Annotated in this window: 29 protein-coding genes; 28 read left to right on the top strand and 1 reads right to left on the bottom strand. The window is 33.5% G+C overall.

Going from position 1 to position 15,567, the window contains the following annotated elements:
- Window positions 1–3: 3 nt before the first annotated feature.
- From rplW to QOX03_RS07230, 28 genes are all read left to right on the top strand, one after another.
- Window positions 4–294: a 50S ribosomal protein L23 gene (gene rplW, locus QOX03_RS07365; RefSeq protein WP_283670616.1), complete on the top strand. Its 291-nt coding sequence runs from the start codon at window positions 4–6 to the stop codon at window positions 292–294.
- Between the two features lie 10 nt (window positions 295–304).
- A complete protein-coding gene (gene rplB / locus QOX03_RS07360) occupies window positions 305–1,126 on the top strand; it encodes a 50S ribosomal protein L2 (RefSeq protein ID WP_283670615.1) in 822 nt (273 codons plus the stop codon).
- A gap of 3 nt (window positions 1,127–1,129) precedes the next feature.
- Window positions 1,130–1,411 carry a 30S ribosomal protein S19 gene (gene rpsS / locus QOX03_RS07355; RefSeq protein WP_119057774.1) on the top strand — a complete coding sequence of 94 codons (282 nt, stop codon included), beginning with the start codon at window positions 1,130–1,132 and terminating at the stop codon, window positions 1,409–1,411.
- Window positions 1,412–1,419: 8 nt separating this feature from the next.
- On the top strand, window positions 1,420–1,824 hold the full coding sequence (gene rplV, locus QOX03_RS07350; RefSeq protein WP_283670614.1) for a 50S ribosomal protein L22: 405 nt from the start codon (window positions 1,420–1,422) through the stop codon (window positions 1,822–1,824).
- A 5-nt stretch (window positions 1,825–1,829) separates the two neighbouring features.
- The gene (gene rpsC, locus QOX03_RS07345; protein ID WP_283670613.1) at window positions 1,830–2,546 is read left to right on the top strand and encodes a 30S ribosomal protein S3; all 717 of its coding nucleotides are present in this window, start codon (window positions 1,830–1,832) and stop codon (window positions 2,544–2,546) included.
- A 15-nt stretch (window positions 2,547–2,561) separates the two neighbouring features.
- Window positions 2,562–2,981, top strand: a complete 420-nt coding sequence (gene rplP / locus QOX03_RS07340; RefSeq protein ID WP_119057777.1) for a 50S ribosomal protein L16 — start codon at window positions 2,562–2,564, stop codon at window positions 2,979–2,981.
- A gap of 13 nt (window positions 2,982–2,994) precedes the next feature.
- Complete coding sequence (gene rpmC / locus QOX03_RS07335) at window positions 2,995–3,180, top strand: 50S ribosomal protein L29 (RefSeq protein WP_119057778.1); 186 nt, start codon at window positions 2,995–2,997, stop codon at window positions 3,178–3,180.
- 20 nt (window positions 3,181–3,200) lie between these two features.
- Window positions 3,201–3,455 (top strand): 30S ribosomal protein S17, encoded by a 255-nt coding sequence (gene rpsQ, locus QOX03_RS07330; protein ID WP_119057779.1) that lies wholly within the window; start codon window positions 3,201–3,203, stop codon window positions 3,453–3,455.
- Complete coding sequence (gene rplN / locus QOX03_RS07325; protein WP_119057780.1) at window positions 3,455–3,823, top strand: 50S ribosomal protein L14; 369 nt, start codon at window positions 3,455–3,457, stop codon at window positions 3,821–3,823. Before rpsQ ends, rplN begins: the two co-directional genes overlap by 1 nt.
- Before the next feature lie 10 nt (window positions 3,824–3,833).
- Complete coding sequence (rplX, locus tag QOX03_RS07320) at window positions 3,834–4,154, top strand: 50S ribosomal protein L24 (protein ID WP_283670612.1); 321 nt, start codon at window positions 3,834–3,836, stop codon at window positions 4,152–4,154.
- A gap of 6 nt (window positions 4,155–4,160) precedes the next feature.
- Window positions 4,161–4,718: a 50S ribosomal protein L5 gene (gene rplE / locus QOX03_RS07315; protein WP_119057782.1), complete on the top strand. Its 558-nt coding sequence runs from the start codon at window positions 4,161–4,163 to the stop codon at window positions 4,716–4,718.
- 2 nt (window positions 4,719–4,720) lie between these two features.
- Window positions 4,721–4,990: a 30S ribosomal protein S14 gene (gene rpsN / locus QOX03_RS07310; RefSeq protein ID WP_283670611.1), complete on the top strand. Its 270-nt coding sequence runs from the start codon at window positions 4,721–4,723 to the stop codon at window positions 4,988–4,990.
- Between the two features lie 16 nt (window positions 4,991–5,006).
- Window positions 5,007–5,402, top strand: a complete 396-nt coding sequence (rpsH, locus tag QOX03_RS07305) for a 30S ribosomal protein S8 (protein ID WP_119057784.1) — start codon at window positions 5,007–5,009, stop codon at window positions 5,400–5,402.
- Between the two features lie 10 nt (window positions 5,403–5,412).
- A complete protein-coding gene (gene rplF / locus QOX03_RS07300) occupies window positions 5,413–5,958 on the top strand; it encodes a 50S ribosomal protein L6 (RefSeq protein ID WP_119057785.1) in 546 nt (181 codons plus the stop codon).
- 15 nt (window positions 5,959–5,973) lie between these two features.
- Complete coding sequence (gene rplR / locus QOX03_RS07295) at window positions 5,974–6,330, top strand: 50S ribosomal protein L18 (protein ID WP_119057786.1); 357 nt, start codon at window positions 5,974–5,976, stop codon at window positions 6,328–6,330.
- Between the two features lies 1 nt (window position 6,331).
- On the top strand, window positions 6,332–6,853 hold the full coding sequence (rpsE, locus tag QOX03_RS07290; protein ID WP_119057787.1) for a 30S ribosomal protein S5: 522 nt from the start codon (window positions 6,332–6,334) through the stop codon (window positions 6,851–6,853).
- 11 nt (window positions 6,854–6,864) lie between these two features.
- Window positions 6,865–7,047 carry a 50S ribosomal protein L30 gene (gene rpmD / locus QOX03_RS07285; RefSeq protein WP_283670610.1) on the top strand — a complete coding sequence of 61 codons (183 nt, stop codon included), beginning with the start codon at window positions 6,865–6,867 and terminating at the stop codon, window positions 7,045–7,047.
- 2 nt (window positions 7,048–7,049) lie between these two features.
- Window positions 7,050–7,499, top strand: coding sequence for a 50S ribosomal protein L15 (gene rplO / locus QOX03_RS07280; protein WP_119057789.1), 450 nt, complete (start codon window positions 7,050–7,052; stop codon window positions 7,497–7,499).
- A gap of 5 nt (window positions 7,500–7,504) precedes the next feature.
- On the top strand, window positions 7,505–8,878 hold the full coding sequence (gene secY, locus QOX03_RS07275) for a preprotein translocase subunit SecY (protein ID WP_283670609.1): 1,374 nt from the start codon (window positions 7,505–7,507) through the stop codon (window positions 8,876–8,878).
- Between the two features lie 22 nt (window positions 8,879–8,900).
- Entirely contained in the window at window positions 8,901–9,116 is a 216-nt protein-coding gene (gene infA / locus QOX03_RS07270; protein WP_119057791.1) for a translation initiation factor IF-1, read from the top strand.
- A 44-nt stretch (window positions 9,117–9,160) separates the two neighbouring features.
- The gene (ykgO, locus tag QOX03_RS07265; protein ID WP_015361145.1) at window positions 9,161–9,277 is read left to right on the top strand and encodes a type B 50S ribosomal protein L36; all 117 of its coding nucleotides are present in this window, start codon (window positions 9,161–9,163) and stop codon (window positions 9,275–9,277) included.
- A 2-nt stretch (window positions 9,278–9,279) separates the two neighbouring features.
- The gene (rpsM, locus tag QOX03_RS07260) at window positions 9,280–9,657 is read left to right on the top strand and encodes a 30S ribosomal protein S13 (protein ID WP_119057792.1); all 378 of its coding nucleotides are present in this window, start codon (window positions 9,280–9,282) and stop codon (window positions 9,655–9,657) included.
- A gap of 9 nt (window positions 9,658–9,666) precedes the next feature.
- On the top strand, window positions 9,667–10,086 hold the full coding sequence (gene rpsK / locus QOX03_RS07255; RefSeq protein ID WP_119057793.1) for a 30S ribosomal protein S11: 420 nt from the start codon (window positions 9,667–9,669) through the stop codon (window positions 10,084–10,086).
- 16 nt (window positions 10,087–10,102) lie between these two features.
- Window positions 10,103–10,705: a 30S ribosomal protein S4 gene (gene rpsD / locus QOX03_RS07250; RefSeq protein WP_283670608.1), complete on the top strand. Its 603-nt coding sequence runs from the start codon at window positions 10,103–10,105 to the stop codon at window positions 10,703–10,705.
- 17 nt (window positions 10,706–10,722) lie between these two features.
- On the top strand, window positions 10,723–11,721 hold the full coding sequence (locus QOX03_RS07245) for a DNA-directed RNA polymerase subunit alpha (RefSeq protein WP_283670607.1): 999 nt from the start codon (window positions 10,723–10,725) through the stop codon (window positions 11,719–11,721).
- Between the two features lie 4 nt (window positions 11,722–11,725).
- Window positions 11,726–12,172 carry a 50S ribosomal protein L17 gene (gene rplQ / locus QOX03_RS07240; RefSeq protein ID WP_119057796.1) on the top strand — a complete coding sequence of 149 codons (447 nt, stop codon included), beginning with the start codon at window positions 11,726–11,728 and terminating at the stop codon, window positions 12,170–12,172.
- A gap of 118 nt (window positions 12,173–12,290) precedes the next feature.
- A complete protein-coding gene (eno, locus tag QOX03_RS07235; RefSeq protein WP_283670606.1) occupies window positions 12,291–13,583 on the top strand; it encodes a phosphopyruvate hydratase in 1,293 nt (430 codons plus the stop codon).
- A gap of 59 nt (window positions 13,584–13,642) precedes the next feature.
- Entirely contained in the window at window positions 13,643–14,926 is a 1,284-nt protein-coding gene (locus tag QOX03_RS07230) for a citrate synthase (RefSeq protein ID WP_119057798.1), read from the top strand.
- A 180-nt stretch (window positions 14,927–15,106) separates the two neighbouring features.
- Here the strand turns inward: QOX03_RS07230 and QOX03_RS07225 are convergent, their stop codons facing one another.
- On the bottom strand, window positions 15,107–15,553 hold the full coding sequence (locus tag QOX03_RS07225; protein WP_283670605.1) for a hypothetical protein: 447 nt from the start codon (window positions 15,551–15,553) through the stop codon (window positions 15,107–15,109).
- Window positions 15,554–15,567 lie beyond the last annotated feature (14 nt).

Genomic DNA, 15,567 nt, shown 5'->3' with positions numbered 1-15,567 from the left:
GGTATGAGTGTTATTTTAAAACCCGTGATTACTGAAAAGGCTACCAATGATTCAGAATTTAATAATAGGTATGCTTTTTATGTGAAGCCTACGGCTAATAAATTGGAGATTAAACGAGCTGTTGAAGAATTGTATGGTGTTAATGTCTTGGATGTTAAGACTATGATTTATGCTCCTAAATATAAGTCTAAGTATACGAAAACTGGTTTGCAGGTTGGTAAAACAAATAAGTTGAAAAAGGCTGTTGTTCAAGTTGCTGATGGAGATGTGATAGATTTATATAGTAACATTTAATAATTAAGGTATGTCTGTTAGAAAATTAAAAGCTATTACGCCAGCGCAGCGATTTAGAATTGTTAATAATTTTGATGGTCTCTCAAAAAAAGCACCAGAGAAGTCGTTAACGAAAGGGAAGAGTAAGTCTGGAGGTAGAAATAACTCAGGGCGTATGACCATGCGATTTATAGGAGGTGGTCATAAGCAAAAATATAGAGTTGTCGATTTTAAAAGAAACAAAGAGGGGGTAGCGGAAGTTATTTCAATAGAATATGATCCTAATCGAACTGCTTTCTTGGCTTTGGTTGAATACGAGGATGGAGAAAGGAGGTATGTTATAGCTCAAAATGGATTGAGTGTTGGACAGAAAATATCTAGTGGTGACGACGTGTCTGTGGATGTTGGTAATGCTAGTAAGATTAAAAACATGCCATTAGGTACTATTATATCTTGCATAGAATTGAGACCGGGGCAGGGTGCTATTTTAGCTAGAAGTGCTGGTTCATATGCCCAGCTCATTGCTAAGGAAGGGAGATTTGCCACGTTAAAAATGCCATCAGGAGAGATTCGCTTGATTCTTGTAGAGTGTATGGCTACGATTGGGGCTGTTTCAAATTCAGATCATCAATTAGAAGTTTCAGGAAAGGCTGGGCGTTCTAGATGGAAAGGTCGCAGGCCAAGAACAAGATCTATGGTTATGAATCCAGTTGATCATCCCATGGGTGGAGGTGAAGGTAGAGCTACAGGGGGGATTCCTAGAAATAAAAATGGTATTCCAGCTAAAGGTTACAAAACCCGTAAGAAGAAAAAGGCTTCAAATAAATATATAATTCAAAGAAGAAAGAAATAAGATATGGCACGTTCGTTAAAAAAAGGTCCTTATATATTTTATAAGCTAGATAAAAAAGTGCAAAACAACATTGCAAGTGGAAAGAAATCGGTAATTAAAACTTGGTCTAGAGCATCTATGATTTCTCCCGATTTTGTAGGGCAAACGATAGCTGTTCATAATGGAAGACAGTTTATTCCAGTATATATTACTGAAAATATGGTAGGTCATAAACTTGGCGAGTTTTCACCAACTCGTACATTTAGAGGTCATGGCGGAAATGCTAAAAACAAAGGTAAAAAATAATTTTAGTAATGGGGAACAGAAAACACGAAAGCGCACAGACGCTTAAAGAAAGTAAAAAAAATATAGCTTTTGCTAAATTAAATAATTACCCGAGCTCACCTAGAAAGATGAGACTAGTTGCTGATATTATTAGAGGAGAGCGTGTGAATAAAGCGTTGTATTTGCTCAGATTTTCTAAACAACATGCTTCTTTGCCTTTGGAAAAATTATTACTAAGTGCTTTAGCTAACTGGCAAATGAAGAATGAAGGTGCTGATATAGAAGAAGCTGATTTATTTGTGAAAGAAATTTACGTAGATAGTGCTAGACAATTAAAGCGTTTGAGACCAGCTCCTCAAGGAAGGGCTCATAGGATTAGAAAAAGATCTAACCACGTAACACTAATATTAGGTTCAAAAACACAGGAGAATTAATTATTATGGGACAGAAGACAAATCCAATAGGAAATAGATTAGGAATTATCCGTGGTTGGGATTCTAACTGGTATGGAGGAAATGATTATGGGGATAAGATTGCTGAGGATGCTAAAATTCGTAAATATTTAGGTGCTCGTTTGCAAAAAGCAAGTATATCAAACATTTATATAGAAAGAACTTTAAAGCTTATCACTATTACAATTACAACTTCTCGCCCTGGTATTATCATAGGTAAAGGAGGTACAGAGGTGGATAAGTTAAAAGAAGAGCTTAAAAAATTAACAGGCAAAGATATTCAGATTAATATTTTTGAAATTAAAAGACCTGAACTAGATGCGACTTTAGTAGCAGATAGTATTGCAAGACAGATAGAGAATAGAATTTCATATAGAAGAGCTGTTAAAATGGCAATAGCTGCTGCAATGCGTATGAATGCTGAAGGTATAAAAATTCAAGTTTCTGGTAGATTAAATGGAGCAGAAATGGCTCGTTCAGAAACTTATAAAGAAGGGAGAATTCCTTTATCTACTTTTAGGGCAGATATCGATTATCACATTTCTGAAGCTCATACAACCTATGGTAGACTTGGGATTAAAGTATGGATTATGAGAGGTGAGGTTTATGGAAAGAGAGAATTATCTCCCCTAGTTGGTTTGAAAAAAAATAAGAAAAGCGGAGGTAAACGACGTGAAAGAAAAGGAGGTAGAAGACACCCTTAAATTTTAATCATTATTATGTTACAACCTAAAAGAACAAAGCATAGAAAACAGTTTAAAAACGTTAAAAAAGGTGTTGACCATCGAGGGACACAATTAGCCTTTGGTACGTTTGGCATTAAAGCCTTAGAAGCTAAATGGATTACAGCTCGACAAATTGAAGCTGCTCGTATTGCAGCTACTAGACATATGAAGAGAGAAGGGAGTATTTGGATTAAAATTTTTCCAGATAAACCAATAACTAAAAAGCCTCAAGAGGTACGTATGGGAAAAGGTAAAGGTGCACCAGAATATTGGGTTGCTCCAGTGAGATCAGGTAGAATTTTATTTGAAATAGGAGGTATTCCTAGAGAAACAGCAGAGGAAGCATTGCGTTTGGCCGCTCAAAAATTACCTGTAAAATGTAAATTTGTTGTAGCAAGAGATTATCAAGATTAATAAACTTAAAGTTATGAAATTTACAGAAATTCAGAATTTAAATAAAGAGGAATTGATTTCTAAGAAAAATGAACTAACAGATAAATATTTTCGATTGAAATTAAATCATAAAATATCTCAGCTTGAAAATCCTTTGCAATTAAGGACATTGAGAAGAGACATAGCTCGTGTGAATACTTTATTAAGCCAAAGTAAGTAAATTATTTATCTAATATTAGAATGGAAAGAAAACTTAGAAAAGAACGTATAGGCTTGGTGAAAAGTAATAAAATGGACAAAACCATTGTTGTTTCTGAAACCAAAAGGCAAAAGCATCCTATGTATGGTAAATTTGTTTTGAAAACAAAAACTTATAAAGCTCATGATGAAAATAATGAGTGTAATGAGGGTGATACTGTTAGAATAATGGAAACTCGACCTTTGAGTAAAGATAAACGTTGGAGATTAGTTGAAATTTTAGAAAGAGCAAAATAATGGTACAACAAGAATCAAGATTAAAAGTAGCAGACAATACGGGCGCTCGCGAAGCTTTAGTCATTAGAGTTTTAGGTGGAACAGGAAGACGATATGCTTCTCTTGGTGATAGAATTGTAATTTCTATTAAAGAAGCTACACCAAATGGGAATGTAAAAAAAGGACAGGTTTCTAAAGCCGTAGTCGTTAGAACTAAAAAAGAAGTAAGACGCAAGGATGGTAGTTATATTAGATTTGATGATAATGCTTGTGTTTTAATTGATAACAATGGAGAAATGAAAGGCACTCGTGTATTTGGACCTGTTGCACGTGAGTTACGTGATAAACAATACATGAAAATAGTTTCATTAGCTCCAGAAGTACTTTAAAATTTATACAATGCATAGCGGAAAAACTAAAATCAAAAGTGGAGATAGCGTAATTGTTCTTGCGGGTAAAGATAAAGGCAAGACTGGGGAAGTTCTTTCTGTTGATAGAAAAAATAATAGAGCTGTAGTCGGAGGAGTAAATATGGTGAAAAAACACACTAAACCTTCAGCTCAAAATCCTCAGGGAGGAATTAAAGAATTTGAGTCTTCTATTCATATTTCAAATATTGCTATATTAGATCAAAATAATAAGCCTTCAAAAATTGGTTATCGGATAGAAAATGATAAAAAGGTAAGGTTTACTAAAACAACAAATAAAACTTTAAGCTAAATTATAATGAGGAATTATACGCCAAGAAGACTACAATCATACAAAGATACGATCGTATATTCTTTGAAAGAAGAATATGGTTACTCCTCAATCATGGGAGTTCCAAAATTGCAAAAAATTGTAATTAGCCAAGGTTTGGGAGATGCGGTTGCAGATAAAAAGATCATTGAGTATTCTGTTGATGAGTTGACAAAAATCAGTGGACAAAAAGCTGTGGTTACTTTATCTAAAAAAGACGTTGCTACTTTTAAGTTGAGAAAAGGAATGCCTATAGGCGTCAAGGTTACTTTAAGAGGGATTAAGATGTATGAATTTTTAGATAGGTTAATTACAACTGCATTGCCTCGAGTTAGGGATTTTAATGGTATAAGTCCCAATGGATTTGATGGAAGGGGAAATTATAACTTAGGTATTACAGAACAAATTATATTTCCAGAAATTAATATCGATAAAGTGAAAAAAATTCAAGGGATGGATATTACTTTCGTAACTTCTGCTAATACAGATAAAGAAGCCAAATCTTTATTAGAAAAATTTGGTTTACCTTTTAAAAAAAATAGTTAATAATGGCAAAAGAAAGTATGAAAGCGCGTGAGCGCAAAAGAGAAAAGCTGGTTGATAAATATGCTGATAAAAGAAAGACTTTAAAAGAAGCTGGTGACTACGAAGCTTTGCAAAAATTACCTAAAAATGCTTCTCCAGTAAGGTTACATAACAGATGTAAAATTACAGGTCGACCAAGAGGTTATATGAGACAATTTGGTTTATCTCGTGTTACTTTTAGAGAGATGGCAAACAAAGGTTTAATTCCAGGTGTAAAAAAAGCCAGTTGGTAATAAAATATTTAAAAAAATGACAGATCCAATTTCAGATTATTTAACACGCTTACGCAATGCTTTGATGGCAGGACATAAATTAGTAGAAGTCCCAGCATCTAATATTAGAAAAGATATAACCAAAATTTTATATGAACAAGGTTATATTCTAAACTATAAATTTGAAGATGTAGGTCATCAGGGCTCTATAAAGATTGCTTTGAAATATGATAAGCGTGACAATACACCAGCTATTCGTAAAATTAAAAGAGTATCGAAGCCAGGATTGAGGAAGTATAGCTCTTCAGCAGAACTGCCTAGAGTATTAAACGGACTAGGAATAGCAATTATTTCTACATCCCACGGAGTTATGACTGATAAAGAAGCAAGAAAACAAAATGTAGGCGGAGAAGTACTCTGCTATTTATATTAAAATTTTTAGAATGTCTAGAATAGGTTTAGCAACAATCAATGTACCAGAAGGAATAAATGTTAGCTTTAGTAATAATGAGGTAACAATTAAGGGGAATAAATTTGAGTTATCTGAAACTTTAAAAGAAGGTTTTGAATTAAAAATAGAGGATAATGAATTAAATGTTATTCGACCTGATGACACCAAAGAAAGCAAAGCTTTACATGGTTTGTACAGAGCTCTTATACAAAACATGATTACAGGGATTAACACTGGTTTTACCAAAGAATTGGAATTAGTAGGTGTAGGTTATAGAGCTTCGAATCAAGGTCAAAAACTCGACTTAGCATTAGGTTTTTCTCATAATATAGTGATAGAACTACCAGAAGAGATTAAAGTTGAAACTGTTAATGAAAAAGGGAAAAATCCAATTATAAAATTATCTTCTCATGATAAGCAACTTTTAGGTATGGTTGCGGCTAAAATACGTAGCTTTAGAAAACCTGAGCCGTATAAAGGAAAAGGAGTTAAGTTTGTTGGAGAACAAATTAGAAGAAAAGCTGGTAAATCTGCATAAAAATTATTCTTAATTATGGCATTTAATAGAAAAGAAAATAGAGTTAAAATCAAACGAAGAGTACGGAAAAATATTTTTGGTACTTCAGATATTCCAAGACTATCTGTGTTTAGATCGAATAAAGAAATATACGCTCAGATAATAGATGATACAAAAGGTGTTACTCTTGTTTCAGCTAGTTCAAGGGATAAATCAATCGATACAACCAATAAACCAAAAATTGAGGTAAGTAAGTTAGTTGGTAATTTAGTTGCAAATAAAGCTAAAGGAGCTGGGATAGAAAAAGTTGTTTTCGATCGTAATGGTTTTTTATATCATGGTAGAATTAAATCTTTAGCTGAAGGAGCTAGAGAAGGTGGATTAAAATTTTAATATGTTAGGATTCAGAAATATAGAAAAAGTTAAACCTGGAGGTCTTGATTTAAAAGATCGTTTAGTTGGTATTCAAAGAGTAACAAAAGTAACAAAAGGGGGGCGTGCATTTGGTTTCTCTGCTATTGTCGTAGTCGGTGATGAGAATGGAGTGGTGGGCTATGGACTTGGAAAATCTAAGGATGTTGCTACTTCAATCCAAAAGGCAATAGAAGATGCTAAAAAGAATTTAGTTAGAATTCCATTAGAAGGGAATACGATACCTCATGAGCAAGAAAGCCGTTACGGAGGAGCTCAGATTTTTATTCGTCCAGCATCAAATGGTACAGGTTTGATAGCGGGAGGAGCTGTTCGTGCGGTGTTGGAAAGTGTTGGTATTCATGATGTGTTATCCAAATCTAAAGGCTCGTCGAACCCTCATAATGTTGTAAAGGCTACTATGAAAGCTTTATTAAGTTTACGTAGTGCAAGTGAAATCTCTCGTTTGAGAGGGATTCCTGTTTCTAAAGTATTTAATGGTTAATAGTCTAACTTATGGCAAAAATTAGAATAAAACAAATAAAAAGTTCAATTAAAAGACCTAAAAATCAAAAATTGGTTTTAGAGTCTTTGGGACTTAAGAAAATTAATCACGAAATTGAACATGAGAATACTCCTGTTATTAGAGGAATGATTAATAAAGTAAAACATTTGATTGAAATTTCAGAAGATAACTAACAATGGAATTAAGTAATTTAAGACCTGCTTTAGGGTCAACTAAGAATAAATATAGAAAAGGTAGAGGTGAAGGTAGTGGAAACGCTGGAACTTCTGGACGTGGGCATAAAGGAGCTAAATCAAGATCTGGATATAGCAAGAAAATCGGATTTGAAGGGGGACAGATGCCTTTACAAAGAAGAGTTCCAAAGTTTGGTTTTAATAGTAGAAATAGAAAGGTTTATAAAACCTTAAATCTAGATACTATTCAAAAACTTATTGATGAAAAGCGTTTTTCAACGGATATTTCTAAAGAAGATATAGTTAATGCTGGTTTTGCTTCAAAAAATGATTTGATTAAAATCCTTGGAAGAGGCGAGTTGAAATCTACGGTTAATATAACTGTTGATGCTTTTACTAAGTCAGCAAAAGAGGTTATAGAAAAATCTGGAGGTTCAGCTAATATAAAATAATTTTAATGAAAGGTTTTATTCAAACCCTTAAGAATATTTGGAGTATAGAAGAATTGAGAAATAAAATTCTTTTTACACTTGGTATATTGTTAGTTTATCGCTTTGGCTCTTATATTCCGTTACCTGGAATAGATTTAAGTGCCATTAATACTGATATATTAAATGCTAAGGGGAATAGTTCTGGGGGGAATGGGTTTTTAGATATTTTAAATGCTTTTACAGGTGGAGGTTTTAGTAGAGCTTCTATTTTAGCATTAGGGATTATGCCTTATATTTCTGCCAGTATTGTAGTACAATTAATGGGATTAGCATTACCTTATTTGCAAAAACTTCAAAAAGAGGGGGAGAGTGGAAGAAAAAAAATAACACAAATAACACGTTGGCTTACAATCGCTATTTGCCTAGTTCAAGCTCCAGCGTATCTTACATCTGTAACAAATTTCTTTTTACCTTATTCAGATCCGAGTATTAGTGCAGCCTATATTATTTCTCCAAATAGCTTTTGGTTTTGGTTTCCATCAACCATAATTTTAGTTACGGGGACAATGTTTGCAATGTGGTTAGGTGAAAAAATCACAGACAGAGGAATAGGTAATGGTATTTCTTTGCTAATTATGGTTGGAATTATGGCCGATTTGCCTAGATCTTTTGTTTCTGAAGTGCAGTTACAAAGTGGTATCTTTATTTTATTTGAAATTATAGCTTTTTTAGCTGTTATATTAGTAAGTGTCATTTTGGTGCAAGCAGTAAGACAGGTTCCTGTTCAATATGTAGGTAGAGCACAAGGAGGGAGAAGCAATTATATGAAAACCTTTACTAACACTGTTAGACAATATATACCATTAAAAGTAAATGCAGCAGGGGTTATGCCAATCATTTTTGCACAAGCAATTATGTTTTTACCTGGTGTGTTAGCTAATGCAATTTATAATGAAGGTAATATCCCTAGATTTTTCCAAGATTTAAGTAATCCGTTTAGTTTTACTTATTGCGTTGTTTTTGGAATTTTAATTATCATATTTACATTTTTTTATACAGCGGTTACCATACCAGTTAATCAAATGGCTGAGGATTTAAGAAGAAATGAAGGAATTATACCGAGAGTAAAACCTGGAATGGAAACAGCTAATTTCTTAGACGATATTTTATCAAAAATCACGTTGCCTGGATCTATATTTTTGGCTTTATTGGCAATTTTACCCGCTGTAGTTCATTTGTTTGGAGTATCTTCATCCATGGCTTTATTCTTTGGGGGGACGTCATTAATTATTTTAGTAGGAGTAACATTAGATACTATCCAGCAAATTAATACATATCTTTTAAATCATCATTATGATGGGATGATGCAAACAGATAGAATTAATAAGAGGATGGCATAAATAATGCGATAATTATAGAGCTATGGCAAAACAAAAACATATAGAACAAGACGGAACAATAATTGAGGCTTTATCTAATGCAATGTTTCGAGTGGAATTAGAAAATAGTCACGTTGTTACTGCACATATTTCTGGTAAAATGCGAATGCATTATATCAAATTATTGCCTGGAGATAAAGTGAAATTAGAAATGTCTCCATACGATTTAACAAAGGGAAGAATAACCTATAGATATTAAAAGTAAAAAGGAGGTCTTAGTGACCGGAGTATTAAATTTTTTTTATGAAAGTTAGAGCATCTATTAAAAAAAGAAGTGCAGATTGCAAAATCGTGCGAAGAAAGGGAAGACTTTATGTAATTAATAAAAAGAACCCAAAATTTAAACAAAGACAAGGATAATTATGGCTAGAATTGCTGGAATAGATTTACCTAAAAACAAAAGAGGAGTTATTGGATTAACTTATATTTATGGTATCGGTAAAAGTACTGCACAGAAAATTTTGTCTAAAGTAAATGTAGACGAAAATAAATTAGTTTCAGAGTGGAATGATGATGAAATTAACTCTATACGTCAGACTTTAGGTGAAAATTATAAAGTAGAGGGAGAGTTACGATCTGAAAACCAAATGAACATTAAGCGTTTGATGGATATTGGAAGTCAGAGAGGAATTAGACATAGGCTTGGATTACCTTTAAGAGGTCAACGTACCAAAAATAATTCAAGAACAAGAAAAGGTAAGAGAAAAACTGTCGCAAATAAGAAAAAAGCAACTAAGTAATATTGAAAGATGGCTAAAAAACAACAAAATCAAGGAAAAGGAAAAGGCTCTAAAGCTAAAGCTAAAAAACGTAATGTTAAGGTTGAAGCTAATGGTCAAGCTCACGTTCAAGCTTCTTTTAATAATGTTATAATTTCTTTAACTAATAGTAAAGGAGAAGTTATTTCTTGGTCTTCTGCAGGAAAAATGGGATTCAGAGGTTCTAAAAAAAATACACCTTATGCAGCCCAAGTAGCGGCGGAAGATTGTGCTCAAGTTGCTTATGATGCAGGATTAAGAAGAGTAAAGGTGTTTGTGAAAGGACCAGGCACAGGTAGGGAATCTGCGATAAGATCTATTCACAATGCAGGGATTGAGGTTTCTGAAATTATCGATGTAACACCTCTTCCACATAACGGATGTAGACCACCAAAAAGACGTAGAGTTTAATAAAATATTTTAATCAATGGCTAGATATACAGGACCAAAAACAAAAATCGCTAGAAAGTTTGGACAACCTATTTTTGGTGATGATAAATCTTTCGAAAAGAAAAAATATCCTCCAGGACAACACGGTCCCAATAGAAGAAGAGGTAAAAAATCTGAATATGCTATACAGTTAGCAGAAAAGCAAAAGGCTAAATTTACATATGGTATATTAGAAAGACAGTTTTCTAATATGTTTAAAGAAGCTGCTAAATCTAAAGGAATTACAGGTGAAGTGTTACTTCAATTGTGTGAATCACGTTTAGATAATGTAGTTTACAGATTAGGAGTGAGCCCTACTCGTGCAGGAGCAAGACAACTAGTTTCTCATAAACATATTACAGTAAACGGAGAAATTGTAAATATTCCTTCTTATAGATTGAAGCCTGGAGATGTAGTAGGTGTTCGTCAAAAATCTAAAACACTATCTGTAATTGAAGATTCAATAAAACAAAGAAAAGAATATGAGTGGTTATTGTGGAATGATGAAGTGAAAGAAGGAACTTATCAAACTGTTCCTGAAAGGATTCAAATTCCAGAAGATATTAAAGAGCAACTTATTGTTGAGCTTTATTCAAAATAACTTATAATAATAATTATATGGCTATATTAAATTTTATTAAACCCGATAAAGTCGTTCTTATTGAAGCAGATGATAAGTCTGGTCAATTTGAATTTCGACCTTTGGAACCTGGCTATGGATTAACTGTCGGAAACGCTTTGCGTCGGGTTTTATTGTCTTCTTTAGAAGGTTATGCTTTTACCTCTATCAAAATTGAAGGTGTTGATCATGAATTTTCTACCATAGCTGGTGTTGTTGAAGATGTTACAGAAATTATATTAAATTTAAAGAAAGTTCGTCTAAAACATCAGATTGAGAAAAACGATGAAGAAACTATCAATTGTAGCATTTCAGGTAAAACAAAATTGACCGCAGGAGATTTATCTAAATTTATCTCTGGGTTTCAAATTTTAAATCCTGATTTGGTTATTTGCCACATGGACAAAAATGTAGAATTAAATTTCACTCTAACAGTTAATAAAGGGAGAGGGTATATTTCAGCAGAAGAGAACCTTCTTGATGTAGAAGATTTACCTATCGGAACTATTAAAATTGATTCAATCTATACCCCTATTAAAAATGTTAAGTATTTGATAGAAAATTATAGGGTTGAACAAAAAACTGATTATGAAAAATTAATTTTAGATATAGAAACTGATGGTTCTATTAGCCCTAAAGATGCATTAACAGAAGCCGCTAAAATATTAATTCATCATTTTATGTTATTTAGTGATGAGAGAATCACATTGGAGACTGAAGAGGTTTCAGCTACAGAAGCTTATGATGAGGAAGCTCTTCATATGCGCCAGTTATTGAAAACTAAACTGGTGGATTTAGATTTGTCTGTGAGAGCGCTTAATTGTCTAAAGGCAGCAGAAGTAGATACGTTAGGAGAGCTAGTAAGTTATTCTAAAGCAGATTTGATGAAATTTAGAAATTTTGGAAAAAAATCTTTGACAGAATTAGAAGAATTGGTTGATAGAAAAGATCTTTCTTTCGGAATGGATGTTAGCAAGTATAAATTGGATTTAGATTAGAAAAATGAGACACGGTAAAAAAATAAATCATTTAAGTAGAAAAAAAGGACACAGAGATGCTATGTTATCTAATATGGCTTGTAGTCTAATTGAGCATAAAAGAATTAATACGACGGTAGCTAAAGCTAAAGCTCTTCAGCGTTATGTAGAACCTTTGCTTACTAAAGCAAAAAATGATACAACTCATTCAAGACGTATTGTTTTCAAATATTTACAACAGAAAGAAGCTTTAAGCGAATTGTTCCGTTCCGTTGCTCCAAAAATTGCTGATAGACCAGGGGGGTATACGAGAATAATCAAAACAGGATTTCGTTTGGGCGATGGTGCCGAGACAGCGTTGATTGAATTAGTTGATTACAATGAATTGTATTTGAATGAAGATTCAACCAAGAAGACAAGAAGAAGTAGAAGATCTAGAGGTACTAAAAAATCTGATTCTTCTGAGGAATAATTTTTTATAGCAAAATAATATAGAAAAGGTGAGGTTTCTCACCTTTTTTTTTATTTTTAACTCGCTTAGAAATTGTTTGATTTTGTAAATTTGGGGGAGATAATTAAAAATAATCATTATGAGTTTTATTTCTGCAATTCATGCAAGACAAATTTTAGATTCGAGAGGAAACCCTACAATTGAAGTAGATGTAATTACTGAAAATGGAATTATTGGTCGCGCTGCAGTTCCTTCAGGAGCTTCAACAGGTGAGCACGAAGCTGTTGAGTTGAGAGACGGCGAAAAAGACTTTATGGGGAAAGGTGTTCTTCAAGCGGTTGAGAATGTCAATGAAAAAATAGCACCAGAGCTTATTGGTGAATCTGTATTTGAGCAAACTTGGATAGACCATCTAATGATAGAACTTGATGGAACTCCAAATAAGAGTAAATTAGGAGCAAATGCCATTTTAGGTGTTTCTCTTGCAGTAGCAAAGGCAGCAGCGGCAGAATTAGAAATTCCATTATATCGCTATGTCGGTGGAGTTAACGCTGCTACATTACCTGTACCGATGATGAATATAATCAATGGAGGTTCTCACTCAGATGCACCTATTGCATTCCAAGAATTTATGATAATGCCAGTAAAGGCGGTTACATTTTCTGAAGCCTTAAAAAAAGGGGTGGAAATTTTCCATCATTTAAAAAAAGTATTGCATGAGAGAAAATTGTCTACAGCAGTAGGTGATGAAGGTGGATTTGCTCCAACTTTTGAAGGTACTGAAGATGCTCTTGATACTATTAAAAAAGCAGTAGAAAATGCAGGATATAATTTTGGGGAAGAAATTAAAATAGCTTTAGACTGTGCTTCTTCAGAGTTTTATAAAGATGGAAAGTACAATTATCAATTGTTTGAAGGGGAGAATGCGGCTATCCGTACATCAGAAGAGCAGGTGGAATATCTAGCTGAGCTTTGTGAGAAATATCCTATTATTTCAATTGAAGATGGAATGGATGAAAATGATTGGAATGGATGGAAATTATTGACTGAAAAAATTGGTGATAAAGTCCAATTGGTTGGTGATGATTTATTTGTGACTAACGTAGAGAGACTATCAAAAGGTATAGAACAAAATGTTGGGAACTCAATCTTAATCAAAGTAAATCAAATTGGAACTTTAACTGAAACAATAGATGCTGTGGAAATGGCTAAAAATGCTGGCTATACCGCTGTTATGTCACACAGGTCTGGCGAAACAGAGGATTCTACCATTGCAGATCTAGCAGTGGCTTTGAATACAGGACAAATAAAAACTGGCTCAGCTTCTCGCTCAGATCGTATGGCAAAATACAATCAATTGTTGAGAATTGAAGAAATGCTAGGCGGAATGGCAAAATTCCCAGGAATTTCAGCTTTTAAAATAAAAGCATAGTTTTCAAAATGATTAATTTTTATACCTTTAGGAGGTTATAAAAAATCAATTTTAAATTTATGTCAGAAACAGTTAAAATAATTTATCAAGGGAAAGAATATGAATACCCTGTTATCGAAGGTACGATGGGAGATAAAGGGATTGATATTTCTTCCTTGCGTTTGGATAGTGGTTTAATAACCTTAGACCCAGGCTATAAAAATACTGGAAGTACTTTAAGCAAAATCACTTATCTAGATGGAGAGCAAGGAAAGCTTATGTATAGAGGCTATCCTATAGAACAATTGGCTGAGAAGTCAAGTTTTGTAGAAGTACAATATCTATTATTATACGGCGAGTTGCCAACAGAGGTAGAATTAGAAAAATTCAAAGCAAGTTTAAAAGATTATAGCTTTGTAAATGATAGAGTTAGGAAAATTTTAAATGGATTCCCCAGTACTGCCCACCCCATGGGGGTTCTAGCTTCTTTAACGGGCTCTCTCACTGCATTCAATCCGAAGGTAGTTGACGTGGCACATGCTGCAGACATGTTTCATGCAGTAACAAGATTATTAGCAAAATTCCCTATTCTCTCAGCTTGGACCTATAGATTAAGTAAAGAGTTGCCAATATCAGAAAGTGACCCAAGTTTAGGCTATGTAGAGAATTTTTGTCAACTGATGTTCTCCAATCAGAAAAAAGATTTTAAAGTCAATCCAGTGATTGTAGATGCGATTGATAAACTTTTAATCTTACATGCAGACCATGAGCAAAATTGTTCTGCATCGACCGTTAGGTTAGTAGGCTCATCTCATGCAGGTTTATTCACTTCAATTTCTGCAGGAATTAGTGCTTTATGGGGAGCTCGCCACGGTGGTGCAAATCAGGCCGTTATTGAAATGCTTGAGACCATAAAAACAGGGGGCGGTCGTCTCCAAAAATGGGTTGATAAAGCGAAGGATAAAGATGATGAATTTAGATTAATGGGCTTTGGTCACCGTGTTTATAAAAATATGGATCCTCGTGCTAAAATCATCAAAAAAGCAGCAGATGACGTTTTAGAACAATTAGGAATAGATGATGAAGTTTTAGATATAGCACTAGGCTTGGAAGAAGTAGCATTGAAAGATGAGTATTTTATTGAAAGAAAATTATACCCTAATGTTGATTTCTATTCTGGTATTATTTATAGAGCTTTGGGGATACCAAAAGAAATGTTCACTGTAATGTTTGCTCTAGGCAGATTACCAGGCTGGATTGCTCAATGGAAAGAAATGCGTCAGACCGATCAGCCAATTGGACGCCCAAGGCAAATCTATACTGGAGCCACTACACGTGATTACCTCCCAATGAGTGAAAGATAAATTTTTGATAATAAGAACAAAAATTTCACTTCAAGAAATTGAAGTGAAATTTTTTTTTAGCCTTAAAAAATTTTGAGATAAGTTTTTAATAATCGGTAAAAGGTAATTGAGATTGACGGTATAAAAGAAAGTAATAAAGTGATGCAGTAACCAGAGTTTGATGATTACGAGTACTCATTATTAAAATTTCAAATTTTCAAAAGCTTGAAAAAAATATTCATTCGTACGATTTTTTATCGGGATAACTCCAATCAAAGTTGCTGACTTCAAGTTCTGAAGCTTTAGGATTTCATCATTTTTTATTTTATTGGCTTCAATCCTGGTACGATACATCTTATCATCTTGGGTATAGAAATTCATGAAAACCCATGCTTCACCATCCACACTTTTGCGTTCAGTAGTCATGTGTGTAAAGTTATTTACATTCGTTTTTTCATTCAATAAACCCAGTTTATTTTTCAAAGCCTTTTCTAAATCATTTTTAAAGCTCCCATTCCATTCACTTTTATCTGTAGACACCACAATGCGTTGATCATCATTCTCATTAGAATTATTTGCTAAAGGTGTAACCGTACAGCTGGTCATCATTAATGTCAAAGCGATGGGTGTTATTTTATTCAATATCATAGGTTTAATCTATT

The sequence above is a fragment of the Candidatus Ornithobacterium hominis genome, from assembly GCF_951229915.1.
Classification (GTDB): Bacteria; Bacteroidota; Bacteroidia; order Flavobacteriales; family Weeksellaceae; genus Ornithobacterium; species Ornithobacterium hominis.
The sequence above is the reverse complement of the archived record's forward strand: the minus strand, read 5'-3'. Positions and strand labels throughout refer to the sequence as shown.